The organism is Algiphilus aromaticivorans DG1253 (assembly GCF_000733765.1).
In the GTDB taxonomy this organism is placed as follows: domain Bacteria; phylum Pseudomonadota; class Gammaproteobacteria; order Nevskiales; family Nevskiaceae; genus Algiphilus; species Algiphilus aromaticivorans.
Window position 1 is genome coordinate 1,352,607 of record NZ_JPOG01000001.1, and the last position, 24,565, is coordinate 1,377,171.

The following is a 24,565-nucleotide window of genomic DNA, read 5'->3' on the forward strand; positions in this document are numbered from 1 at the left end:
CAGAATGGGTTACAAGCGCTTCGTAATGCAGTAGTCTCAGTTCCGGAACCAATCGGGGGTTGCCAGAACCATGTCCGTCGTTAAGCGCATCTCGCTGCTCTGCGCGCTTCTTTGTGCCGCCGGCGCGGCACATGCCATCAGTCTGGGCGCGATCGAGCTCGAGTCGGCGCTGAACCAGCCGCTGCAGGCGACCGTTCCGCTACGCGGCGTCGCAAGCGACGAGCTGTCCGGTTTGCGCGTACGTTTGGCCCCGGCCGAGCGCTTCGAGGCCGCGGGCCTCATTCGCGACGACTATCTGCGCAATCTGCGCTTGTCGGTGGAAGAGGGTCGGGACGGCCGCCCGGTCGTGCGCATTCGCGGCGAAGGTCCGCTGCGCGAGCCGATGCTTGATCTCCTTATCGAGCTGCGACAGGGGCGCCAGAACGTGCAGCGCGGCTACACGCTGCTAGTGGATCCGCCGGAGATGGCGCGCGAGCCCAGCGCTGCTGTTCCAGAGCCGGCGGAAACTCGGCCGGAACCAAAGTCGGAACCAGCACCCGAGCCAGAGCCGGAATTCGAAGGTGCACCCGAATCACGTCCGGCAGCAGAGCGCGTCGGGGCCGACGCCCAGGACGCCACCACACCCATGGCAAGCGAGGGCGATGGGCAGGAGGCTTCTCCGACGTCCACGGAAGACGGAAGCGCCGCCGAGCCCGAACAGTCCGCCAAGCAATCGCCACGCTTCTTCGAGGAGCGCGAGCCGGCGAGCGAGCGGCAGCTGGACCCCGAATTGCTGGCTGAAATCGAGGCCGGTCGAGATCGGCCGCAGCCGCGCGCAGCCCGCGCCTCGACGCAGGCGCTGCCCGCGCGCAGTGCCGAAGATGGCGTCTACGTAGTCCGTGCCGGCGAAACGCTTTGGCGAGTGGCCTACAACACGCGTGGCGCTAGCGGCGAAGTCACCATGGCGCAGCAGATGCTGGCTATCGTGATCGCCAACCCCGAAGCCTTTGATGAGGGAGACGCCACAGCGCTGTTGCGGGGCAGCCGCCTGCGCATCCCGCCACCAGACGCGGTACGTCGTATCGATGCCGCTGAGGCGGATAGGACGATGGCGGCACTGACGGCAGGAGACCGCCGAACCGACGCCGTCAATCCGGACTTGATGCGCACCGAGGACGGTCCGGAGTCGGACGCGGCGCAGACATCCACGACTATGGATGACGCTGATGCTGCTGAGAGCCAGCCCGAAGCCGACGATGCGGATGACGGCGGCGGCAAAGGGACCGTGGTGACTGAGGATAGCGAAGCGCAAGCGGACGCCGCTCCTGATGCCGCCGCTTTGCTGGTGGATCGCGAGCTCACGCGAGCCCAGCAACGAGCAGCGGAGGCCGAAGCCTCGGAGCAAACCGAAGTCGAACCGGTTCCCGAACAGGCACAAAGCGATGACGCTGAGCCGAAGGCCGACACCGAGCAAGCCCCCGACACGTCTGGCGATGATGCGGCAGCTGTGGGTGAAGGCGGAGCGCAACCTGCCGAACCGCCGTCTCCCGCGCCAGCAGGCGAAAGCGAAGGTGGTTTCGACCTGCGACTGCTGGGCGCCGTTGCGGTGGTTGTCCTGCTGCTGGTCGCCCTGTTGGTCTGGCGCCGGCGGCGCGCGGAAGCCGAGGTCTTCGCCAACGACGACGAGGAGGCCAGCGATCTCGTGCCGGCCTCCTTCGAGACCAGTGACGATGTCGCGGCCGTCAATGGTGATGACGCGTCCGATCCGAGCGAAGCACCCAGCGATGGCGGTAGTACGGAGCCCCCGGAACCACGAGGCACAACCGGCGAGGGCGACGACCCCATGGCCGATGCCGACTTCCGCATTGCCTATGGCATGTTCGATGACGCGGAAGCGCGGTTGCAGGAGGCAATCCGGCGCGAGCCGGAGCGCGCCGATCTGCGGCTGAAGCTCGCCGAAGTGCACCATGCTTCCGAGCAGCGCGAAGCCTTTCTCGAGGCAGCGGATGCCGCCAGCGGTTGTGGGCTCGATGAGGAGCAACGTGGCGAGCTGGCGCGCATGGCGGATCGCATCGCGCCGGATTCGCGGCACGCCAGTGGGCTCGCGGCCGGAGCAGCCATAGGTGCGACGCTCAATGCCGAGAGCGAAGATCCCGCGACTGCCGAGCCCGCAGCGAGCGAACCCACCCCCGCCGAAGGGGTGCCGGGCGAGGTGACAGCGCCGCCAGAACAAGGGCTGGATGTCGACCTTGCCGGGCTCGATACGGAGACCGGCGGAACTCTGGATGAGTCAGACAGTGCGGGCGAGGGCGGTCTGGATTTCGATCTCGACCAGCTCGACGACCTGCAGAGCGACGACGTCAAGGACTCCGTCGCACCGGCGCTGGACGAGGGCTCCGCGGATAATCTGCTTGATTTCGATCTGGATGCCCTGGAAACCGGGGACTCCGACAGTCCGAAGGTGGCGGAGGAGCCGGCCACTCGCACCGATGATGAGAACAGCCTGGACTTCGACCTTGACGCGCTTGATTTCGATGCCGACGACAGCGCTACCGCCGATTCAGGCGCCGCGAGTAGCTTCGATGAAGAGCGCGCGCTCGATCTGACGGAAAACGAAGTCGACGCCGGCGCCGAAGAGCCCGCTGCACAGCCTGCCGCAGAGCCAGAATCTGATGCCCCCGATCTGGATCTGGATGATTTCTCGCTGGCCGATTTCGATGTCTCCGGAGATGACGAGGGCGCTGAGTCCGAGCCTGCCGCCGAGCCGATGGCAGCCCCAGCCCAGGACCCTGCCGCGGGCGGCGGAGACGAGGATTTCGCCATCGGCGGGCTGGATCTGGAGCCGGAAGGCGAGCCCGATGCGGACGACGCGGGCGCCATGGCCGGGCAGCTGGATATGGCCAGGGCCTACGTTGATCTCGGTGATGTCGAGCTCGCGCGGCCGATGCTGCAGGAAGTCGCCGAGCGCGGCGACGCCGAGCAGCAGCGCGAGGCCGCCGAGCTGCTCGACAAGCTGGGCTAGGTGAGCGGCGCGGGCGTATCCGCCGGAGCGCCGCCCCCGGGGCCGCACTGCGGGATACGGCTGCTCGCACTGCTCGCCTTTGCGGCAGCGCTTCCGGCGCTACCGCTGTCCGCTCTCTGGCTGGCGGGGCTGGTGGCACTGCTCTGGCTGCGGCGCCACTCCATCACCGACGCGCGCTTTTTCCTCAATGGCCTCTGGCGCCTGCGCTGGCTATTCTTCGCCATCGTTGCATTGCATCTATGGCGCGGCGGTGGCGACCCGATCTGGCCGACGTTGCCCGGGCTTACGGATATGGGCGCCAGCGAGGCGCTGCGGCGCTGCGGCGTCCTCGTCGCACTGCTGGGGGCCGTTGTCGTGCTGACCCGGCGCACGCCGCCGGCCTGGCTCGCGGCCGGCATCATCTGGTTGCTGGCACCCCTGCGCGCGCTGGGCGTACCGGTTTCGCGTTTCGCGCGGCGTCTGGCGATGGTCTTCGCGGCGGTCGATGGTGCGCGCAGCGAGGCTGCGGGACTGCGCCAGCAGGGTGAGGGGCTGGACACCGCCGCGGCGCGCCTGCTATTGCGTGCCGAACACGGCGCGCTGGCGGGGGAGCAGATCGCGGAGATTCCGTACGCGGGCCGCCCCGGAGCAGGCGATATGATTTTTCTCAGTATGTTGCTAGGCGCCGTGATCTTGTTGTATCTGGCATGACTCGCTGGGTTGCCGGTGTCGCCTATGCGGGCACGGCCTACAGCGGCTGGCAGCGGCTGGCACACATCGACAGCGTGCAGGGGCGTGTCGAGGCAGCGCTGTCAAGCGTGGCGAACCAGCCAGTCACGATCGCCGCCTCCGGGCGCACCGATGCCGGTGTGCACGCGGCCATGCAGGTCATCCATTTCGACAGCGGTGCGCCGCGTGGCGTCGATGCCTGGTTGCGCGGCGGCAACAGCCAGCTACCTGCCGATATCGCGCTGCAGTGGGTGATGCCGGCGCCGGAGGGCTTTCACGCGCGTTATGCCGCCGTGGCTCGGCGCTATCGCTACGTCATCGCGAATACGCCGGCGCCGCCGGCGCTCTGGCGCGCGCGCAGCGCCTGGCTGCGCCACCCCCTGGATGCCGCGCGCATGGATGCGGCAGCCCGGCAGTTGCTGGGCGAACACGACTTTTCGGCTTTCCGCGCGGCCGAGTGCCAGTCGCGTACGCCGATGCGGCGTATCACCGATATCAGCGTGCAGCGACGCGGTGAGTTCGTGTTGCTTGATGTGCGCGGCAACGCCTTCCTGCATCACATGGTGCGCAACATCGTCGGCTCGCTGATGGTGGTGGGGCGGGGACAGCAGCCGACGGACTGGATCGGCATGCTGCTTGCCGGCCGCGACCGCCGGCGGGCAGCCGCCACGGCGCCGGCGGAGGGACTCTATCTGCTTGGCGCCGAGTATCCGGAGCATCCGGACATCGCCTCGCCGGCCGATCCGGTCTTCCCCTGAGCGGCGTACAATCGCGCCCCCATGACGCATCGAACGCGCATCAAGATCTGCGGCGTGACGCGGCCCGAGGATGCGCGCCACGCCGCCGCCTGCGGGGCCGACGCCGTGGGCGTGGTCTTTGTGCCCGCGTCGCCGCGCAACATCGATGTTGAAGCGGCGATGGCGGTGCGCGCGGCCGTACCGCCCTTCGTGCAGCTGGTAGCGTTGTTCATGGATGCCGATGCTGCGCAGGTGCGCGCCGTTTGCGAGCGGGTCGGCCCCGATCTGCTGCAGTTCCACGGCGCCGAGGACGCGGCCTTCTGCGGCAGCTTCGGTCGCCCCTACATCAAGAGCGTGGCGACGGCGGCGGGCGCCGATCTGACGGCGGCGGAGCGCGCCTACCCGAACGCGATCGGCCTGCTCGTCGATGGTCACGACGTCGGCGAGATGGGGGGCAGCGGCCGCGGCGTGCGACCGGAGCAGCTTCAGGGCGCAACCCGCCTGCCGCTGGTGCTTGCCGGTGGTCTGCGCCCGGACAATGTGGCGGCGTCGGTGGCGGCCTTCCGGCCGTGGGCGGTGGATGTCTCCAGCGGTGTCGAATCGGCACCGGGAATCAAGGCGGCAGAGCAGGTTGCCGCCTTCATCAGCGAGGTGCAAAAGGCAGATGAGCAGCGATCCAGCCAGCTATAACTTTCCCGACGCGCGCGGGCACTTCGGCCCCTACGGCGGCCGTTTCGTCGCCGAGACGCTGATCGAGCCCTTGCTCGCGCTGGAGAAGGCCTATCTCTCCCTGCGCGACGATCCGGACTTCCGGGCCGAGCTCGACCGCGATCTCAAGCTCTACGTCGGCCGACCGTCGCCGCTCTACCCGGCCGAGCGACTGACCGCGCGCTGGGGTGGGGCGGAGATCTATCTCAAGCGCGAGGATCTCAATCACACCGGCGCGCACAAGATCAACAACACGGTCGGCCAGGCGTTGCTAGCCAAGCACCTCGGCAAGACGCGCATCATCGCCGAGACCGGTGCCGGGCAGCACGGCGTCGCCAGCGCCACCATCGCCGCCCGCCTGGGCCTGGAATGCGTGGTCTACATGGGCGCAGAAGATGTCGAGCGGCAGTCGCCGAATGTCTACCGCATGAAGCTGCTGGGCGCGCAGGTGGTGCCGGTCAAATCCGGCACACGCACCCTCAAGGACGCCATGAACGAGGCGCTGCGCGACTGGGTGACCAATGTCGACGACACCTTCTACGTCATCGGCACCGTCGCCGGCCCGCATCCCTATCCGATGCTGGTGCGCGACTTCAATGCCGTGGTCGGCCGCGAAGTCCGCGAGCAGGCGATGGAGGCCTGGGGCGGGTTGCCGGACGCGCTGGTGGCCTGTGTCGGCGGTGGCTCGAACGCCATCGGCCTTTTCCATACCTTCATTCCCGATACCAGCGTGCGCATGGTGGGCGTCGAGGCTGGCGGCCACGGTATCGCCAGCGGCGAGCATGCCGCGCCGCTGTCGGCCGGTTTCCCGGGCGTGCTGCACGGCAACCGCACCTACATCATGGCCGATGAAAACGGTCAGATCAGCGGCACGCACTCGATCTCTGCCGGCCTGGATTACCCCGGTGTCGGGCCCGAGCACGCCTGGCTGAAGGACAGCGGCCGCGTCGAGTACGTCAGTATCAACGACGACGAGGCTCTCGCGGCCTTCCACGAATGCACGCGCATTGAGGGCATCATTCCGGCCCTGGAGACTTCGCATGCGCTGGCTTGGGCAAAGAGGATGGCTCCAGAGCTGGGCGCCGGCAAGCGCATGGTGGTGAACCTCTCCGGCCGCGGCGACAAGGATCTCTACACCGTCGCGCGCATGGACGGCATCACCCTCGACTGAGCGGAGCGTCTTAGAGAGGAAGGGAGCCACAGATTGCACAGATTCACACAAAGTCCAAAAAAACAATAAATTATGTCTGTTTTTTAACCAATACATTGGGTCGCAACTCTGTGAAATCTGTGGCTCTTGATGAAACCCAAAAGGAACTTGAATGAGCCGAATTGCCGACACCTTCTCGCGGCTGCGCACCGAGGGCCGGCGCGCGCTGGTGCCCTATATCACCGCGGGTGACCCGCATCCGGATCACAGCGTCAGCTACATGCACGCGCTGGTGCGCGGCGGTGCGGATGTGCTGGAGCTGGGCGTGCCCTTTTCCGACCCGATGGCGGATGGCCCCATCATCCAGCTTGCCTGTGAGCGGGCTCTGAAGCACGGCACCTCCTTGCGGGACGTGCTGGGGATGGTGGCGCGCTTTCGTGCCGACGATGACGCGACCCCCGTTGTGTTGATGGGCTATCTGAATCCCATTGAGCGTTTCGGCTTCGAGGACTTCGCGCAGGCCGCACGCACCGCCGGTGTCGACGGCGTGCTCATCGTCGATCTGTCCGTGGACGAGGCGCCCGATGTCGCGCCGCAACTGCGCGCGCAGGGGCTGGACTGCATCTTCCTGCTGGCGCCGACCAGCACCGGCGCGCGCATGAAGGCCATCGCCTCGCTGGGCTCGGGTTACGTCTATTACGTCTCGCTCAAGGGTGTCACCGGTGCGGCCAGCCTGGACCCGGCGGATGTTGCGACCCACGTTGCCGAGATTCGCGAGAATCTGGAGCTCCCGGTGGCGGTAGGCTTTGGTGTGCGCGACGCTGCCGGCGCCCGCGCTGTCGGGCAGCACGCCGACGGTGTCGTCGTCGGCAGCGCGCTGGTGCAGCGCATCGCCGAGTTGGCCGAGACGCCCGATGCCGTGCCAGCGGTCCTCGAGCAAGCGGCGCGCGAATTGCGCGACGCCCTCGATGCGCTAGCATGAAGCCTGCCGATTGTCGGCATCCGACCCCTTAGCCACGGAGCTGCCTTGAACTGGCTCGACAAGATCCTGCCTTCGCGCATCGACACCAGCGAAACCGACCGCAAGAAGAGTGTGCCGGAAGGCCTCTGGACCAAGTGCGAGGAGTGCCAGTCGGTCCTCTATCGCGCAGAGCTGGAGCGCACCCTGCAGGTCTGTCCGAAATGCAGCGCGCATCGCCCCATCAACGCGCGCACGCGCATCCGGCATTTCCTCGACGAGGATTCTGAGCAGATCGAGATCGGTGCCGACGTGCGGCCGACCGATCCGCTGCGCTTCCGCGATTCCAAGAAGTATCGTGATCGCCTTGCCGATGCACAGAAGAGCTCTGGCGAGACCGATGCGATGGTGGTGATGCGGGGCAAGCTGCAGGGCATGCCGGTGGTCACCGCCAGCTTCGAGTTCTCCTTCCTCGGCGGCAGCATGGGCAGCGTCGTTGGCGAGCGCTTCGTGCAGGGCGTGCAGCATTCCATCGACGAAGGCCTGCCGCTGATCTGCTTTGCCGCCAGCGGTGGCGCGCGCATGCAGGAGGCGCTGTTCTCGCTCATGCAGATGGCCAAGACCTCGGCGGCGCTGGCGCGGCTCGCGGATCGCGGTCTGCCCTTCGTCTCGGTGCTCACGCATCCGACCATGGGTGGTGTTTCGGCCAGCCTCGCCATGCTGGGCGACATCAATATCGCCGAGCCGGGCGCGCTGATCGGCTTCGCCGGCCCGCGCGTCATCGAGCAGACCGTGCGCCAGACCCTGCCCGAGGGCTTCCAGCGCGCCGAATTCTTGCTAGAGCACGGCGCCATCGATGCCATCATCGATCGACGCGAGATGCGCAGCCGCCTGCACAGCATGCTGGCCCTGCTCATGCACGCCCCCTCTGCCGCCGCCTGACGTCACGATCATGACGGCGCCCCGTCCGGAACCGGGCTGGTCGCTTGCCGACTGGCTACAGTGGCTTGAGCAGGGTGCCCGCGGCGAAATCCTTCTCGGATTGGAGCGGGTGCAGGTTGTACACGCGCGCCTCGGCCTGCGCCCGCGACCGACGCTCACCATCGCAGGCACCAACGGCAAGGGCAGCTGCGCGCATGCCGCCGAGGCGATCGCGCGTGCGATAGGGCAACGCACCGCGCTCTACACCTCGCCGCATCTGCTGCATTTCGGCGAGCGCATGCGGGTCGATGGTGTAGCCGCCAGCGACGAGGCCATTGTCGCCGCGCTGGCCCGCGTCGAAGCCGCGCGCGGCGAGGTAGCGCTGACCTACTTCGAGCACGCCACCCTGGCCGCGCTTTGCCTCTTCGATGAGGCCGATATCGACCTGCAGATCCTGGAGGTAGGCCTCGGCGGACGCCTGGACGCGGTCAATATCGTCGACGCCGAGGCCTGCGTCATCACCAGCATCGGCCGCGACCATGTCCGCGAGCTGGGCGAGTCGCTGGCCGGCATCGCCGCCGAGAAGGCCGGCGTCGCGCGGGCGGGCCGTCCCGCTGTGGTGGCGCAGAATCCGGCGCCGGAGGGCTTGCACGCGGCGCTGGCTGCGCGCGGAGCGCGCATCCTGCAGATGGGAGCGCTGGAGGAGACCTCGGAAAACTGGAGCCCACCGGGCTGGGGGCTGAGCCTGCCCGCGCCGCCTGCGGGCGGCCTCACACTGCGCCGCAATATCGCAGCAGCGGCGCTGGCGCTGGAAGCGATGGCATGGTCGCGTTTGGCCATCGCCGACGCATTGACGGGCCTTGTCGCGGATTTTCGCTTGCCGGGCAGGTTGCAGACGCATCGCGGCCTGACGCTCGACGTGGCCCATAACGCCGAAGCCGCCGCCGAGCTTGCCGCGAACTTATCCGATATCGCGCCGCGCTGGCGGCTGGTGCTCGGCATGCTGGCGGACAAGCCGGTGGAGCAACTGGCGCAGACGCTGGCGCCGCTCTGTGACAGCATCATCTGTGCGCCGCTGCCGCCGCCACGAGGCTTGAGCGGCGAAGCGCTCGCCAAGCGTCTCGGCGACGCCGGCGTCGCCGCGGGCTGCGCCGGAAGCGTGGCGGAAGCTATCACCGCGGCGCGCGCGGGATGGCCTGCCGATAGCGGAATTCTCGTCACGGGTTCCTTCCTGACCGTAGCCGCAGCGCTGCAAACATGAGCGGCGAAGATGAACTGTTGCTCCGCCGCCTGATCGGCGCAGCCGTCGTCTTCGTCGGCGCCTTTCTGCTGGCATGGCTACTGCCACAGCCGGAGGCGGGCAAGAGCGAGGAGGAGGGCACGGTCGTTCTCAGAATGGGTGCGCCGGAGCCCGCGCCTCGACTCGAGCGGGCGCCGCGGGCGGCCGAAGTCGCTGAAGCTTCGGATCGGTCGGGCGAGAGAGCCGCGTCCGGCGCGCGAGAAGCATCGGTGGAGACGCCGCCGGATCCTGCGCGAGTATCCGCTGCGGTGGCCGAACCAGCTCCCGAGCCGAAGCCGAAGCCCGAATCGAAGCCTGAACCGAAGCCAGAAGCTGCGTCCGAGCCGGACCCGCCCGCGCCCGAGGCAACGGTTGCTGATGGTGGCGACTGGTGGATTCAGGCTGCCGCCTACAGCGACCAGGCGGCAGCGCGACGTGGACGCGAACGAGTTGAAGAGGCTTTCTCGACGGGCAGTCGCCTGCGCGAAGTACGCGTCGACGGCCGGCGCTTCTGGCGACTGCAGGTCGGCCCGCTACCGCGGGAAGCGGCAGCCCAGGCGCTGGCGGAAGGCCTGCGCGAAAAGGGATTTCAGGGCGCGCGTGTCTTTCGTGAAACGGGGCCTTGAGGCGATGAGCGGCAGGGTTGCGCGTGACGGCGGTGTTACAATCGCGCCGTCATCAGCCGGCGGTCCTAATGAACTGGGTTGACTACTGCGTTCTCGGCATCCTCGCGGTGTCGATGCTCGTCGGCGTTCTTCGCGGCTTCATCCGCGAGGCGCTGAATCTTTCAAGCTGGATCCTCGCCGTGATTGCCGCGCTCGTGCTGGCGCCGCCACTGGAGCGCTGGCTTGCGGGGCTGATCGCGCTGGATCCCGCGCGGCTCATCATCGCCTATCTGTCGGTCTTCATCCTGGCGCTGATCGTCGGTTCCGTGGTCACGCATTTCGTGGCCAATGCCATCCGGCGGACTCCCTTTTCCGGCGTCGACCGGGTTCTGGGCGGAGGTTTCGGCACCGCCCGCGGCGTGCTGGTAATCGTGCTACTGATGGCGGCTGCCGGCCTCACCGTTCTGGATCGCGAACCCTGGTGGCAGGAAGCGCGTCTTCTGCCCTGGTTCGAGCCCATGGCCGAGTGGGTGCAAGAGCAGTTGCCGGAAGGCTGGATCGAGGACATCAAACCCCAGAGCGAGCCGGAAGCGGCTCGAGTCGTGGAGTAGGCCCATGTGCGGCATTGCAGGCATTGTCTCGGCCAACGGGCCGGTCAACCAGGATCTCTTCGACGCGCTGACGGTGCTGCAGCACCGCGGACAGGACGCCGCCGGGATCCTGACCAACGACGGCAGCAAGCTCTATCTGCACAAGGATCTCGGCCTGGTGCGCGACGTCTTCCAGCGCGACGAGCAGATGGCCGCGCTGCCCGGCCGCATGGGCATCGCGCACGTGCGCTACCCGACGGCCGGCGCGGCAAGCCCTGCCGAGGCGCAGCCGTTGTACACCAACATGCCCTACGGCATCGCCTTTGGGCACAACGGCAATCTCACCAATACGCATGCCCTAAAGGATGAGCTCTTCGCCGAGGATCGCCGGCACATCAACACCGAGTCCGATTCGGAAATCCTGCTCAACGTCTTCGCGCACGAGCTGATGGAGCAGGCCAAGGGCCCGCTGCGTGCCGAGCACGTCTTCGCCGCCGTGGCGCGCCTGCATCTGCGCGCCCGCGGTGCCTACGCCTGTGTGGCGATGATCACCGGCTTCGGCATGGTGGCTTTCCGCGATCCCTTCGGTATTCGTCCGGCCATTCTCGGCAAGCGCGAGGGGCCCGACGGCACCGACTACATGGTCGCCTCGGAGTCGGTGGCGCTGGATGCGCTGCAGTTCGAAATCATCGGAGACATTGCGCCGGGCGAGGCGGTGGTCGTCACGGCCGATGGTCGCCTGCTGCGCCATCAGTGCGCGCTGCGGCCGCAGCTTTCGCCCTGCCTCTTCGAGTACGTCTACCTGGCGCGTCCCGACTCGGTGCTTGACGGTGTCTACGTCTACAAGGCGCGGCTGCGCATGGGCGAGAAGCTGGGAGACAAGCTGTTGCGCGAGTGGCCCGATCACGACATCGACGTAGTGATTCCCGTACCCGAATCCTCACGTACGGCCGCAGCCGAGATGGCCGGTCGGCTGGGCGTGAAGTATCGCGAAGGCTTCATCAAGAACCGTTACATCGGGCGCACCTTCATCATGCCGGGGCAGGCCAAACGCAAGAAGAGCGTGCGCCAGAAGCTGAACCCCATCGACCTCGAGTTCTACGACAAGAACGTGCTGCTGGTCGACGACTCCATCGTTCGCGGTACGACTTCGCGCGAGATCATCCAGATGGCCCGCGACGCCGGGGCGAAGAAGGTTTATTTCGCCTCTGCCGCGCCGCCGGTGCGCTTCCCGAACGTTTACGGCATCGACATGCCGACGGCCTCAGAGCTGGTGGCCAACGGCCTCAGCGAGGCGGAGATAGAAGAGGCGCTGGGTGCCGATCGTCTCGTCTTCCAGGATCTGCAGGATCTGATGGATTCGGTGCGCGAGGGCAATGCCAAGCTGGAGCATTTCGACTGCTCTGTCTTCAACGGCGAGTACGTCACCAAGGACGTCTCGCGCGACTATCTCGACCAGCTGGAACTCTTCCGTTCCGATGCGGCCAAAAACGGCCATTCGGAGAAGCCCGGCATGCCGATCGAGCTGCACAACTCTGCCCATGGTGCCGCCCATGGCTGACGACCCCGACCAGCCTCGCGCTTACGGCGCGGGCACGCTCGGCGTGCGCGCGGAGACGCTGCGCACACCCTGGCGCGAGCACTCGCCGGCGATCTTCGCAACCTCCAGCTTCGTCTTTGATTCGGCCGCGCAGGCCGCCGAAATCTTCGCTGAGCGTGAGGCCGGCTACATCTATTCGCGCTTCACGAACCCGACGGTCGACGCCTTCGAGAAGCGGCTGGCAGCCATGGAAGGCGCCGAGGCGGGCATCGGCACGGCCTCCGGCATGAGCGCGATCATGACGCTGTGTCTGGCGCTGTTGTCGGAAGGCGATCACGTCGTCGCTTCGCGCACGCTCTTCGGCTCTACGATCTCGCTCTTCGACAACATCCTGTCGCGCTTCGGCCTGCATTTCAGCTACGTCGATCCCTGCGATCTCGACGCTTGGCGCGATGCCTGCACGCCGGCTACACGCATGCTCTTCGTCGAGACGCCGACCAACCCGCTCTGCGAGATCGTCGACATCGCCGGATTGGCGGCGATCGCGCGCGAGAAGCAGGCGCGGCTGGTGGTGGACAACTGCTTCCTGACGCCGGCGCTGCAGAAGCCACTGGCGCTGGGCGCGGATCTGGTCATGCATTCAGCCACCAAGTATCTGGACGGGCAGGGGCGCTGCGTGGGCGGCGCCATCGTCGGCGACGCCGAGACCGTTGCCGGCACGCTCTTCCGCTTCATGCGCACGGCCGGGCCCTGCATGAGCCCCTTTAATGCCTGGACCTTTCTGAAGGGCCTGGAGACGCTGAAGGTGCGCATGGAGGCGCACGAAACTCGGGCCCAAGCGGTAGCCGAGGCGCTGCTGGCGCAGAACGCGGTGCAGCACGTCTACTATCCGGGGCTTCCGGAGCATCCGCAGCACGCGCTGGCCGCACGCCAGCAACGCGGCTTCGGCGGCATCGTCAGCTTCGATCTCTCCGATCAGGGCGCGGCCTGGCGCTTCATCGACCGCCTGCAGCTCGCCTCCATCACGGCCAATCTCGGTGATACGAGGACTACCGTGACGCATCCGGCGTCGACCACGCATATGCGCATCGGCCCGGAAGCACGCGCGCGCGCCGGCATCGGTGACGGCCTGGTGCGCATCGCGGTGGGTCTGGAGGATGCCGAGGACCTGGTCGCAGATATTCGCGGCGCGCTGGCCTGAGATGTCAGCCGCGGCCGCGCGCCCGCAGTACGAGGCCGCGTGCACCGCGCTGCTGAGCGCCGACCCCGCCGACAAGTGCGCGCGCGTCGCAGCCCTCGATGCCGAGGCCGTGCCAGTACTCTCCGACGATCCGGCCTCGGCCCTGGCTGAAGCGCCCGGACGGCCCGAGCGCCCGGTTCTGCTGCACCCGCGCGAGGTTCCTCAGCGCGGACTGGGCAGCGAGGTGGGACGCATCGCGCTGCTGCACGCCGTGGCACACATCGAATTCAACGCCATCAATCTGGCACTGGATGCGACGCTGCGCTTTCCCGACATGCCCGACGACTACTACCGCGACTGGCTGTCCGTGGCAGTCGATGAGGCTCGGCATTTCTGCATGCTGCGCGAGCGCTTGCGCGAGCATGGTGTCGACTACGGCGATCTCCCGGCGCACAACGGTCTGTGGGAAATGGCCGAGAAAACGGCCCACGACGTCCTGCACCGAATGGCGCTGGTGCCGCGCGTACTGGAAGCGCGCGGCCTCGACGTCACGCCCGGCATGATCGCGCGCCTGAAGCAGGCCGGCGACACACGCAGCGCCGGCATCCTGGAAGTGATCCTCGAAGAAGAGGTCCGGCACGTGGCCATTGGAACGCGCTGGTTCCGCTTCAGCTGCGATCTTCGCGGTCTCGAGGCCGGTCCCACTTTCGAGGCACTTCTGCTGCGTTACGACACTGGCGTGCGCGCCCCACTCAATCTCGAGGCACGTCAGCGCGCAGGTTTTTCCGCGGATGAACTCAGGCGGCTCGACCCCGAAGGCGCCAACCGCATCGGGTTTGCCTAGTTGTCCTGCTGCTCGGGTACGCGTGTATCCACAAGGCGCGGATGCCCGATGCTGACTGTATCCATGGTGACCTCTGCCGTTCCGGTCTGAACACCCAGCGCCAACAACAGCGGGTCGATCAGCGTGGCGACCAGCCCGTTGACGACGTCGAGCAGGCCATCGATGAGATTCGTAACAGCGGTGGTCAGGGCTGCTAATAGATCACCAACCAGACCTACAAGGCCGCTGCCGTCGACTTTCTCGACATCTACGCCCATGGCGATGTTTATGTTGGTGGCCGCGCCGACCTGCTGCGGATTGTCCGGGCTGGGGGGCGCATCGGGCGCACCCTCGGCACGCCATACGGGCGGATGCCAATCCGGAATGGGGTTCCCAGCGTCGTCGGTCTCTACGCGCTGGAAGTCGCGGATTTCGTTCAGCGCAATCGGGTTCACGGCACCGCCGACACTGATGGTGGTCAGGTCCAGTGCGATATCAATGGTCGCGGAGCCTGCGCTGACGCCCGGAAGACAGAGCAGCCCTAACAAGGCTGGGCAGCTACCATCAATTTCAACTTGCGCCAACTGGATGCGTTTCTCGCTGCCGCTGTCGTCCAGCGGCGCGCCGTCGAAGGCGCCACCCGTAAAGCTGCCCACGCGCACTTCAGCCGTGCTCGGCTCTGCGCTCAGCGCTGCCACTGGCAAACCATCGTTGATGCCTTGCCGCGGGCAATCGAGCCGGTCCAGCCAGGCGCGCGCCTTGCCAGCTTCGACATCGATACCGATATTTAGAGGCGGAGACAAGGTATCGATGTCAATTGTGATGCCGGTCAGGACACCGATCAGTCCGAATATGATGTCGTTGAGAATGTCGTCGAGAACGCCGCTCAGTCCGGTGAGCAGCGCACCACCGGCGATGCGCACACCCAGTGTTAGCTGAGCCGTTTCGGCCATGGCCTGACCGGGTCTGCCCATGCCACTGAATTGCGGGCCTTCTAGTACCTTCAGGAAAACGCCAATGTCGGCTATTCCGGGGACGCTTAGGTTGATTGGCAGCTGTATCGGTGTGGTGCCGCTGGCGTCCGCCTTGGCGCTTTGGCCAAGTGCAAGGAGCAGATCAAAGAGATTGATCAGTGGAGCATTTGGCGTGTCCGCGCTGATGTCGTCGAAGAGCTCACCCATGGGCACGGCGCTGCCTTCCGCGGCGCCAGCAAGACTATCCAGCAGAGCCACAACCGTTCCGCTGGCGGTAGCACTCAGCGCGCCCGAAAGATCTGAGAGCACGTCGGGCAGCAACGGGTTCATGAGCGATAGGGCCACCGGATCGGAGAGATCTGCCACTCGCACGCCCAGCGCAGTGGCAAGTTGAGCGACCGTGACGCTGGTTTCCAGCAGACCTGAGGAAGCGCTGGCGACATCCAGAGCGATCACTGAGTTCTGGCAGGCGGTGTCGCCGGTCGGGCAGATCAGGCCTCCGATCACTGCATTGAGCAGGCCGTCGTCCACGGAGGCAAGGGTCGATCCCAAATAGAAGCTGCCTGCCGCAGGTTGCATGGCCGTTGCGGAAGCTCGCATCCGCTGCGAGCCAGCGGATGCGCCCCGCGGAAAAAGTGAGGCCGGCAGGTCCCGCGCCACCGTCACGCGTACGGCTGAAGCGGTCTCCATAGGCTCTGCTATCAGCTCACGGAAGCTGCTTTCTTCATCGCTGATGATGCGCCCGGCCGTGACCGTCAGATTCTCGGCGTCGATGTCTTCCAGCCCGTTGCGGGCGAGGCTCTGGCTAGCCGCGGCTTCAAGCTCGCCCTGTGTCGGCACCTCCGTCGCCGAGCAAGACGACACACGTCGGACGCTGTCGAGGGCCGCGATATCGGCCTGCTTCTGCAACTGCTGTTGGGCCAGATAGAGCCGGCCGATATCAATGACCAGCGTGGTGGCGGCCAGCATGGCGACCAAGGCGATGCCGGCGAATACAGCGGCCGCACCACGTTGCTGCGAACGCTTCTGGAGCGAGCCGATGGCTTCCCTGCGCATGACCGCCTCCGCTAATGAGAATCTGCGCCCAGAGTCGCATTGCATGAGTCAGGCATCGCCTTCCTGGCGACGGGCGGTTCAGTTCAGCTGATATTCGGCCAGACCGCCCCTGGTGGCCAGCAGATAGCGGTGCTCACCCGGGCGCCAGTCCGGCAGGACGATGCGCTCGCCGCCCGCGTGGCGGTGTCTCGCCGGACGATGGGTGTGGCCGTGAATGATGCGGGTGGCGCCATGGACGCGAAAGGCCTGTTCTACGGCATCTGTCTGCACATCGAGCAGGTCTTCGGGCATCCGGCGCTGACCCTGGCTGCTGCGCGTGCGCAGGCGTCGCGCGATCCGCCGACGCAGCGCCGCAGGCAGGTGCAGGAAGCCCTTCTGTGCAATCGGGTTGTGCGCGAAGCGCCGCCAACGCTGGTAGGCCGCGTCCTGCGTGCACCACTGGTCGCCGTGTGACAGCAGCGCCGGGCCATCGGGAAGCTGCACGGTAACCGGATCGGGCAAGGCGATGACGCCGTGTCGTGCCTGCGTGGTGGGGTCGAGCAGCAGATCGCGATTGCCGGCGATGAAGTAGATACGCGTGCCGGCGGCGGCGCGAGCGGCCAGCGCCGCCAGCACGGGGCGATGATCGGGGCCCGATACATCCTCGCCCAGCCAGTACTCGAAGATGTCGCCGAGCAGATAGATCGCGTCCACCGCGCGGCCGGGGCCTTCGAGCATCGCCAGGAATGCGTTGCGGTACTCGGAGGCGCCGGCCGGCAGATGAATATCGGAGACCAACAGCGCTGTGTTGTGGCGAGTAGCCGTCATTCCTTCCCGGCCAGGATCTCCACGCGCTCGATGACGACGGCTTCCAGGGGAACATCAGCGTGGCCGCTGCGGCGACCCGTGGGTACGGCAGCAATGCGGTCGACGACATCCATGCCATCGGTGACGCGGCCGAAGACGGCGTAGCCGTGCGGATCAACGCCGCCTGGATTGAGGAAGTCGTTGTCCTTGAGATTGATGAAGAACTGGCTCGTCGCCGAGTTCGGCGCACTGGTACGTGCCATGGCGAGGCTGCCGCGCTCGTTGTCGAGCTTGTTGCCAGCCTCGTTGGCGATGGGCGAGCGCGTCGGTCGTTGCTGCATGTCGGGGTCCATGCCACCACCCTGGATCATGAAGTCCGGGATGACGCGGTGAAAGACGGTGCCGTCGTAATGGCCGTCGCGGGCGTACTGCAGGAAGTTCTCGACGCTGGCGGGCGCCTCGTCGGGCGCCAGGGCGACGGTGATGGCGCCTTCGCTGGTATGCAGCACGACAGAGGGTGCGGCCCCGGCACCGGCTGCGGCGGTGCCCATGGAAGCGGCGGCGAGGATGTGACGGATCTTCATGCGGGGAGGGTCTCGGTGATGGGCGCCGATGGCGCGGAAAGGGGGTGTGGCACATCGCGCATGAGCGCAATGGCCTCGTCGATGAGGGCTGTGCCGTCGTCGCGACGGGTGGCTTCGCCGAGCAGGCGCCGAAAGGCGCGGCCGCGTGGCTGCCCGCGGTAAAGCCCGAGCATGTGGCGGGTTATGGCATGCACGCGCGTGCCGGCGGCCTGCTCGCGGGCGATATAGTCGCGCATGCGCAGCAGCACGGCCTCGCGGGTGGCTGTGGGCGGTGTGCTGGCGTAGAGGCATTCGTCGACGTCGTGCAGCAGCCAGGGGTCGTCGATGGCGGTGCGGCCGAGCATGACGCCGTCGAGCGCCCCCAGCTGTGTGCAGGCGGTATCCAGCGTATCGAGCCCGCCGTTGATGACCACGCGCAGGTCCGGCCGCGCCGCGGCGAGCGCGTGTACGCGCTCGTAGACCAGGGGTGGAATCTCGCGATTCTGCTTCGGTGACAGACCCTTCAGCCAGGCCTTGCGCGCGTGCACGATGAGCAGCTCGCAGCCGGCGGCAGCGACGGCATCCGCGAAGTCAGTGAGGAAGGCGGGTTCGTCCTGTTCGTCGACGCCGATGCGGCATTTCACGGTGACGGGCAGGCGCGTCGCGGCGCGCATGGCGGCCACGCAATCGGCGACCAGCGCGGGTTCGCGCATCAGGCAGGCGCCGAAGCCGCCACCTTGAACCCGGTCGGAGGGGCAGCCACAGTTGAGATTGACCTCGTCGTAGCCCCAGTCCTCGGCCATCGCGGCGCAGTGCGCCAGCGCGGCCGGGTCGCTGCCGCCGAGCTGCAGCGCCACCGGGTGCTCGGCCGCGTCGAAAGCGAGATGTCGATGCGCGTCGCCGTGCAACAACGCGCCGGTGGTGACCATTTCGGTATACAGCCGCGCGCGCGCGCTGATCTGCCGCAGGAAGTAGCGGCAGTGGCGATCCGTGTGCTCCATCATGGGTGCGACACAGAATCGATGAGAGAGGGCGCTGGCGCTCATGTCGCTATTGTAGCGGGCGGTGGCGCCGGGGCCTTCAATCTCCCGGTATCGACCAACCTCATAGGAGCAGATCATGGGCAGGCTCGTTGACGGCGTTTGGTACGACGAGTGGTACGACACCGAGAGCACCGGCGGTGCCTTCCGACGCGAGGATGCGGGCTTCCGCCATTGGGTGACCGCCGATGGCAGCCCGGGACCGAGCGGCGAGGGCGGCTTCGCCGCCGAATCCGGTCGCTATCACCTCTATGTCTCGATGGCCTGCCCGTGGGCGCACCGCACGCTGATCTTCCGCAAGATCAAGGCGCTGGAGCCGCACATCGGTGTCACGGTGGTGCATCCGCACATGCTGAGCAACGGCTGGGAGTATCGGCCGGAGCCCGAGCCGCTGCACGGCTATCACTTTCATTACCAGCTCTATACACACGTCAAGCCGGACTACAGCGGACGCGTGACCGTGCCGGTGCTGTGGGACAAGCAGCGCGACACCATCGTCTCGAACGAGTCGGCCGAGATCATCCGGATGTTTAACAGCGCCTTCGACGACATCACCGGTAATCGCGACGACTATTATCCCGAGGCGCTGCGCGGCGACATCGATTCGATCAATGGCCTCGTCTACGACAGCGTCAACAATGGCGTTTATCGCTGCGGCTTCGCGACAACCCAGGAAGCCTACGAGAAGCCCTTCCACGAACTCTTCGGCGCGCTCGACGAGCTGGAGGCGCGGCTGCAGGCGCAGCGCTGGCTATGCGGCGAGCATCTGACCGAGGCGGACTGGCGGCTGTTCACCACGCTGATGCGCTTCGACGCCGTCTACTATGGCCACTTCAAGTGCAACAAGCGGCGCATCCGTGACTACCCGGCGCTGTATCGCTATCTGCACGCGCTGCTGGCTGTGCCGGGTGTCTCCGAAACGGTGGATCTGGAGCAGTGCAAACAGCATTACTACTACAGCCACGCGACGATCAATCCAACGCGCGTGGTGCCGCTGGGCCCGGATCCTCTCGTCTAAGACTCTCAGAAGATGCGTGAGATCATCCGGCCGGTGCGCTCATCGCGGTAGCGCACGGTGGTTTTCTTGAAATTGAGGTCGACGAAGAGCAGGGCCTTCGCGTCGCCGTTCTTCCACTGCATGCTGACGCTGGTGTCATTCGAATAGACCAACTCGAACGTGCCGCGAAAGGCCGGATGCGAGCAGCGGAATTCCAGAAGCTGGATCAGTCGACGCACTACCGGCTTCTCGGTGGCCTCGGCCACCGCTTCCAGGTCGAAATAGGTGCGATTGATGTCGCGCAGCTCGCCGGTGTGCTCCATCAATTCCTCGTCATTGGTGCCCGCGAGCAGACCGACGTAGTAGATCTGCGGAATGCCTGGCGCGAAGAGCTGGATGGCGCGCGCGGCAATATAGGCGTCGTCGTTCTGCTTGAGGGCGTCGTAGAAGGTGCAGGTAAGCTGATAGATCGCCCCCACGCTGTGCACATTTGCCGCTGATCGCCGCAGGATCGGATCGGCGCTGCGCTGCGAGACATTGTCGATGACGGCCTGGATCTTGTCGGCAGGCAGGATGCCCTCGACGTCCGGAATGCAGATGCCGTCGTGGGTGTCCAGCACCGTGATCTGGTTGCGCGGGCAGACGCGCAGCCAGTTCTTCAGATGCACGCTGTTGGCATCGAGCAGGGAGTAGAGCAACAGCGGCGGCAGCGCAAAGCCGTAGGGCCGCATCCCGCGCATGCCGATGGCGAACTGGTAGCTGGAATGGTCGTGCACCTCGGGCAGCACTTCGGCGCCCATGCGGTTGGCGGTGCGGTGAAACCAACCCAGGATGTCGTAGACATCGGGCTCGACCAGGAAGCAGCTCGTGCCGATCTTCTTGGTGGTGTAGCCGAAGGCATCGAGCCGGAACAGCTTGACGCCATGACCGGTCATGACGCGGAGGTTTTCCTCCATGAAATCGTAGGTCGCCTCGGCGTCGTAATTCAGGTCGACCTGCTTCTCGGTGAAGGTGCACCAGACGCGCTTCTTCTCGCCATTGGCCAGGGTAACCTCGCGGAAGGGCTCCTTCTCCTTGCGAATGTGGATCTTCGCGAGGTCGTCGGATGTGATCTCGCCGAGGGCGTCAACGTCGACGAAGAGCTCGGCGTAGCGGCTGTCGCGGCCGTTGGCCAGGAAATCCTTGAACTCTGGCGATTCGTCGGCGATGTGATTCAGCACCAGATCCAGGCAGAGGTCGTACTCGGCAGCCAGTGCCTCGACTTCCTCCCAGCTGCCGTAGCGCGGGTCGATCTCGCGATGCGTCAATGGCGAAAACCCACCGTCGGCATTGGAGGGAAAGGGCGGCAGCAGGTGCACGCCGCCGAAGCAGCGCGGGAAATGCTCGCGCATCACCTTGTGCAGGTCGCTGATGCTGCTGCCCATCCGGTCCGGATAGGCGATGAGGTGAGGCAGGTTGCGCAGGATCATGGGCGAGGAATGTGGGATGGAATGGGGGTCAGCTCAGGTAGCCGCCGTCGACGGTCAAGGAGGTGCCGGTAACATAGCTGGATGCGTCCGAGGCCAGGTAGAGCACGGCCGGCGCGATCTCTTCGGGTTGGGCCGTGCGCTTCATCGGGATGTATCGCAGGAATCGTTCCAGTTGCTCCTCGTCACGGGTCAGCGCGCTGGCGAACTTCGTCTCGGTCAGCCCTGGCAACACGCAGTTGCAACGAATGCCCCAGTCGGCGCACTCCTTGGCGAAGGCCTGCGTCATATTGATGACGGCAGCCTTGGTGATGGAGTAGATGCCTTGATCGACCGCCGGGCGCACACCGTTGATGCTGGCGATATTCACGATGGCGCCACCGCCGTGCTCGCGCATTCGGTGCGCGACGCGGGACGACAGGTCGAAATAGCCGCGGATGTTCACCTGCAGCGTCTTGTCGACCATATTGAGGTCGGTATCCGCGATGTGCCCGAAGTAGGGGTTGGTCGCCGCGTTGTTGACGAGGATGCGGATCGGCCCGGCCTCGCTTTCAGCGCGCGCGACAAGGTCCTCCAGCGCCTCTGGGGTGCCTTGGTGCGCGGCGATGGCCGTCGCCTTGCCACCGGCGGAACGGATCGATTCGGCGACGGCGTCACAGGCTTCCTGCTTGCGGCTGGAGATGATGACGTGAGCGCCGTGCTCGGCGAGCAGGCGGGCGGTGGCTTCGCCGATGCCTCTGGAGGCGCCGGTGACGAGGGCAACCCGGTCGCTGAGGTCGAAAAGTTTATGCATGGCGTCTCCCTGGGCGTTGGCCCCGGTTGTTTGAGGTGGAAGCGGTCAGGTCGCGACGGGTAGAGGTGGCAGGCGCCGACGGCCGATCACGATCAGGACGGTACCAAAGCCGAACATCAGCACTCCGTAGACCGCCGACGGCACCGACATCGCCGGTGATTCCAGCAGCGTCAGAGTGATGAGCAGGCCCAGGGTGCCGTTCTTGATGCCCAGCTCCATGGCGCAGGTCAGCGCATCGCGCGGGCTGAGTCCGACGAAGGCGCCGCCGAACAGCCCCATAACGATTCCCGCGATATTGAGCAGCGCCACGGCAATGCCGGCGTCGCGGAACATTGGTATGGCGTCGGCGCCGAGCTGGGCAACGATCAGCACGATGAGCACGGCCAGTACGATGAGACCGAAGGCACCGACGACGCGCTCGGCACGTGCCGCCAACGCCGGCTTCCAGCCGCGCAGCGCCATACCAATGGCTACAGGCAGGATGACGATAGCGCCGAGGGTGCCGACGGTGCGCAGGAAGGGCAGGCGCAGCTCGGCCGCAGCCTCGGCGAGATCGGGCCGCAGCGGGAAGAGCTGAAGCGCCAGGTTGATGATCAGCGGCAGGCTCAGCACCGTGATCAGGCTGGCGGTGACGGTCAGCGTGATGGATAGCGCCACATTGCCGCGCGCGAAGAAGGTGAAGATGTTGGAGGTCGTCCCGCCCGGGCAAGCGGCGATGACGACCAGGCCCACCGCCAGCGCCGGGTCCATGGGTAGCACCCACGCCAGCGCCAGCGCGATGAGTGGCATGAGCACTACCTGCGCCGCCGTCCCGAAGCTCGTCGCGCGCGGGTAGACCACGATTTCACGGAAATCACGCGGGCGCAGCGTCAGCCCGATGCCGGTCATGATGACGAAGAGCGCCAGCGGTAGGCCGATATCGATCAGCAGCGAGCTTTCCAAGCGAGGCTCCGGAAGAGGGGCGGGAGAGTTGGGGTCTAGATGCCGGCGACGTGCGCGGCGCGCTTGACCAGCAGATGCACCATCGGGCCGAAGTCGCGATAGCGGGGGTTGCTCGTCTGGCCGGCCGCGTAGCGGTAGTAGATCTGCTGCGCGATCACGCCCAGGCGAAACAGGCCGAAGGCGATGAGAAAGGCGGGATCTTCCACCTTCTGCCCGGTCTGCTTCTCATAGAAGGCGATCACCTCGTCGCGCGTCATCATTCCCGGCAGATGCGAGGGCTGCATGCGCAACGCGGCGAGCTCATCGTCATCCCCGGCTTCGATCCAGTAGGCCAGCGCGCAGCCGAGATCGAGCTGCGGATCGCCCACTGTGCACATCTCCCAGTCCAGCACACCGATGATGCGCAGCTGCTCGTCGGGTGAAAGCACGACGTTGTCGAAGCGGTAATCGTTGTGGATCAGGCTGGCGCGGCCGTTCTCTGGTCGCTGATTCTCGTCGAGCCAGCGCATGATGGCGCTCGCTTCCGGGGCATCCTCGGTGGTCGCCCGCTCGTAGCGCTCGTTCCAGCCGCGCACCTGGCGCCCGACATAGCCTTCCGGCCGGCCGAGGTCGGTGAGGCCTACCTGCGCCGGATCCAACTGGTGCAGATCAATGAGCGTCTGCCAGAAGGCCTGGCACAGGCGGCTGGCGGCCGGTGCGTCCAGCGTCATGCCCTCGGGCAGGTCGCGCCGGAGGATGATTCCCTCCAGCTTTTCCATGACGTAGAAAGGGGCGCCGATGACGGATTCATCCTCGCACTCAGCCAGCGGCTCGGGTACCGGGAAATGGCCGTGCAGCCCGGACATGACGCGGTACTCGCGCCCCATGTCGTGACCGGACTTGGGCCGCGTGCCGAAGGGCGGGCGGCGCAGAATCAGTGTGCGTCTGCCGAAGTCCAGGGCGTAGGTGATGTTGCTGGCCCCGCCGGGGTATTGCGCGGTTTCCGGCTCGCCTTCGGGAAGGTCGGGGATGTGCTCGTGCAACCAGGGGAGAAGGCGCTCCAGATCAAGAGCATCCTCGCTGCGGACGGCTTCGGGGCGGTCGACGAAGCGGTTGCTCACGTGGCGCTCCTATTGAACGAAGACGGGGCCATGCATGTTCGCGCCCAGAGCGCGGCCGCGAACATCGGCGAGCTGGCCATCAACGATCAGCGTGTAGCGACCACTCTCCGGCACTGGCAGGGTTGCGATGCGGCTGTTGTTCTCCGGTACCTGCCACTGCGCATCCAGGGTATTGCCGGTGGCGTCGCGGACCGTGACGTGATCGGCGAGGTCGTCGGCGTGCACCGCACCGTGGAAAAGAATGGCAATCGCCTGCTCGCCACTCAGCGGACCGACGTGACGAATGCCGAAGCCGCTCTGCGCGGGTTCGGCTGGCCACCAGCGGCGCACGGCGGTGGCGGGGGGATGCTCGCCCGCAGCGACCGCCAGTAGCGAGCCGTGTGCCGGCCCGGTCTGCGCGATACCCACAGGATTGCGGTAGGGGTCGGAAAGTGCGGCGTCCTCCGAGGCCTCTGCCGATTCACCGGGCGGTACGCCCGCTTCCTCGAAAATGCGATCCAGCTGCTCCGCGCGCGTCGGGCCGGTCCGCGTTGAGCCCTCGTCGGCGAAGACGGTCTGCAGCCCCGTGAATACAACAAATGCGACGGCGGCAATGCAGGCTAGAACTAAGAATGAACGGACGATCGTATTCGCCATGGGTCTCCCTCC

Annotated in this window: 23 protein-coding genes; 14 read left to right on the forward strand and 9 right to left on the reverse strand. The window is 66.4% G+C overall.

Translation table 11 applies throughout. The features are described 5' to 3' along the window. Nucleotides 1-70: 70 nt before the first annotated feature. The 13 genes from U743_RS06195 (at nucleotide 71) to U743_RS06255 (ending at nucleotide 14,221) form a co-directional block, all read left to right on the forward strand. Nucleotides 71-3,001 carry a FimV/HubP family polar landmark protein gene (locus U743_RS06195; protein ID WP_043766455.1) on the forward strand — a complete coding sequence of 977 codons (2,931 nt, stop codon included), beginning with the start codon at nucleotides 71-73 and terminating at the stop codon, nucleotides 2,999-3,001. Next, nucleotides 3,002-3,691, forward strand: a complete 690-nt coding sequence (locus U743_RS06200) for a hypothetical protein (protein WP_043766457.1) — start codon at nucleotides 3,002-3,004, stop codon at nucleotides 3,689-3,691. It begins immediately after the preceding gene. Then, complete coding sequence (gene truA / locus U743_RS06205; protein ID WP_043766458.1) at nucleotides 3,688-4,467, forward strand: tRNA pseudouridine(38-40) synthase TruA; 780 nt, start codon at nucleotides 3,688-3,690, stop codon at nucleotides 4,465-4,467. The genes U743_RS06200 and truA overlap by 4 nt, the downstream gene beginning before the upstream one ends. A gap of 21 nt (nucleotides 4,468-4,488) precedes the next feature. Then, a complete protein-coding gene (locus U743_RS06210; protein WP_043766461.1) occupies nucleotides 4,489-5,136 on the forward strand; it encodes a phosphoribosylanthranilate isomerase in 648 nt (215 codons plus the stop codon). Next, nucleotides 5,111-6,325, forward strand: coding sequence for a tryptophan synthase subunit beta (trpB, locus tag U743_RS06215; protein ID WP_043766464.1), 1,215 nt, complete (start codon nucleotides 5,111-5,113; stop codon nucleotides 6,323-6,325). The genes U743_RS06210 and trpB overlap by 26 nt, the downstream gene beginning before the upstream one ends. Before the next feature lie 151 nt (nucleotides 6,326-6,476). Continuing rightward, a complete protein-coding gene (gene trpA, locus U743_RS06220; protein ID WP_043766467.1) occupies nucleotides 6,477-7,286 on the forward strand; it encodes a tryptophan synthase subunit alpha in 810 nt (269 codons plus the stop codon). A 45-nt stretch (nucleotides 7,287-7,331) separates the two neighbouring features. Then, nucleotides 7,332-8,204: an acetyl-CoA carboxylase, carboxyltransferase subunit beta gene (accD, locus tag U743_RS06225; RefSeq protein ID WP_043766470.1), complete on the forward strand. Its 873-nt coding sequence runs from the start codon at nucleotides 7,332-7,334 to the stop codon at nucleotides 8,202-8,204. 10 nt (nucleotides 8,205-8,214) lie between these two features. Next, entirely contained in the window at nucleotides 8,215-9,444 is a 1,230-nt protein-coding gene (locus tag U743_RS06230) for a bifunctional folylpolyglutamate synthase/dihydrofolate synthase (RefSeq protein WP_043766473.1), read from the forward strand. Beyond that, nucleotides 9,441-10,088 (forward strand): SPOR domain-containing protein, encoded by a 648-nt coding sequence (locus tag U743_RS06235; protein ID WP_043766476.1) that lies wholly within the window; start codon nucleotides 9,441-9,443, stop codon nucleotides 10,086-10,088. Before U743_RS06230 ends, U743_RS06235 begins: the two co-directional genes overlap by 4 nt. 68 nt (nucleotides 10,089-10,156) lie before the next feature. Further along, nucleotides 10,157-10,678, forward strand: coding sequence for a CvpA family protein (locus tag U743_RS06240; protein ID WP_052367599.1), 522 nt, complete (start codon nucleotides 10,157-10,159; stop codon nucleotides 10,676-10,678). Between the two features lie 4 nt (nucleotides 10,679-10,682). Further along, on the forward strand, nucleotides 10,683-12,218 hold the full coding sequence (gene purF, locus U743_RS06245; RefSeq protein ID WP_043766478.1) for an amidophosphoribosyltransferase: 1,536 nt from the start codon (nucleotides 10,683-10,685) through the stop codon (nucleotides 12,216-12,218). After that, nucleotides 12,211-13,398 (forward strand): O-succinylhomoserine sulfhydrylase, encoded by a 1,188-nt coding sequence (locus U743_RS06250; protein ID WP_043771386.1) that lies wholly within the window; start codon nucleotides 12,211-12,213, stop codon nucleotides 13,396-13,398. Before purF ends, U743_RS06250 begins: the two co-directional genes overlap by 8 nt. Before the next feature lies 1 nt (nucleotide 13,399). Beyond that, complete coding sequence (locus tag U743_RS06255) at nucleotides 13,400-14,221, forward strand: ferritin-like domain-containing protein (protein ID WP_043766481.1); 822 nt, start codon at nucleotides 13,400-13,402, stop codon at nucleotides 14,219-14,221. Here U743_RS06255 and U743_RS06260 read toward each other — a convergent pair. The 4 genes from U743_RS06260 to dusA all read right to left on the reverse strand — a co-directional run bounded on the left by U743_RS06260 (nucleotide 14,218) and on the right by dusA (nucleotide 18,625). Further along, nucleotides 14,218-16,230, reverse strand: coding sequence for a pilus assembly protein TadG-related protein (locus U743_RS06260; RefSeq protein ID WP_043766485.1), 2,013 nt, complete (start codon nucleotides 16,228-16,230; stop codon nucleotides 14,218-14,220). The two genes, U743_RS06255 and U743_RS06260, sit on opposite strands and share 4 nt — an antisense overlap. A 78-nt stretch (nucleotides 16,231-16,308) precedes the next feature. Next, nucleotides 16,309-17,037, reverse strand: a complete 729-nt coding sequence (locus U743_RS06265; RefSeq protein WP_052367600.1) for a UDP-2,3-diacylglucosamine diphosphatase — start codon at nucleotides 17,035-17,037, stop codon at nucleotides 16,309-16,311. Further along, nucleotides 17,034-17,600, reverse strand: coding sequence for a peptidylprolyl isomerase (locus U743_RS06270; RefSeq protein ID WP_043766487.1), 567 nt, complete (start codon nucleotides 17,598-17,600; stop codon nucleotides 17,034-17,036). Before U743_RS06270 ends, U743_RS06265 begins: the two co-directional genes overlap by 4 nt. Continuing rightward, nucleotides 17,597-18,625 (reverse strand): tRNA dihydrouridine(20/20a) synthase DusA, encoded by a 1,029-nt coding sequence (gene dusA, locus U743_RS06275; RefSeq protein ID WP_052368395.1) that lies wholly within the window; start codon nucleotides 18,623-18,625, stop codon nucleotides 17,597-17,599. Before dusA ends, U743_RS06270 begins: the two co-directional genes overlap by 4 nt. 73 nt (nucleotides 18,626-18,698) lie before the next feature. Between dusA and U743_RS06280 the strand changes: the two genes are divergently transcribed. Beyond that, nucleotides 18,699-19,637: a glutathione S-transferase family protein gene (locus U743_RS06280; RefSeq protein ID WP_043766490.1), complete on the forward strand. Its 939-nt coding sequence runs from the start codon at nucleotides 18,699-18,701 to the stop codon at nucleotides 19,635-19,637. Between the two features lie 5 nt (nucleotides 19,638-19,642). On the opposite strand, the gene gtfA is transcribed toward U743_RS06280, so the two are convergent. From gtfA to U743_RS06305, 5 genes are read right to left on the reverse strand one after another with little or no spacing between them, the layout of a single operon-like run. Next, the gene (gene gtfA / locus U743_RS06285) at nucleotides 19,643-21,085 is read right to left on the reverse strand and encodes a sucrose phosphorylase (protein ID WP_043766493.1); all 1,443 of its coding nucleotides are present in this window, start codon (nucleotides 21,083-21,085) and stop codon (nucleotides 19,643-19,645) included. Between the two features lie 28 nt (nucleotides 21,086-21,113). Beyond that, nucleotides 21,114-21,875, reverse strand: a complete 762-nt coding sequence (locus U743_RS06290) for an SDR family oxidoreductase (protein WP_043766495.1) — start codon at nucleotides 21,873-21,875, stop codon at nucleotides 21,114-21,116. A gap of 45 nt (nucleotides 21,876-21,920) precedes the next feature. Then, complete coding sequence (locus U743_RS06295; RefSeq protein WP_043766497.1) at nucleotides 21,921-22,817, reverse strand: bile acid:sodium symporter family protein; 897 nt, start codon at nucleotides 22,815-22,817, stop codon at nucleotides 21,921-21,923. A 35-nt stretch (nucleotides 22,818-22,852) separates the two neighbouring features. After that, on the reverse strand, nucleotides 22,853-23,917 hold the full coding sequence (locus U743_RS06300) for a phosphotransferase family protein (protein ID WP_043766499.1): 1,065 nt from the start codon (nucleotides 23,915-23,917) through the stop codon (nucleotides 22,853-22,855). 9 nt (nucleotides 23,918-23,926) lie between these two features. Beyond that, entirely contained in the window at nucleotides 23,927-24,553 is a 627-nt protein-coding gene (locus U743_RS06305; protein ID WP_043766501.1) for a hypothetical protein, read from the reverse strand. Nucleotides 24,554-24,565 lie beyond the last annotated feature (12 nt).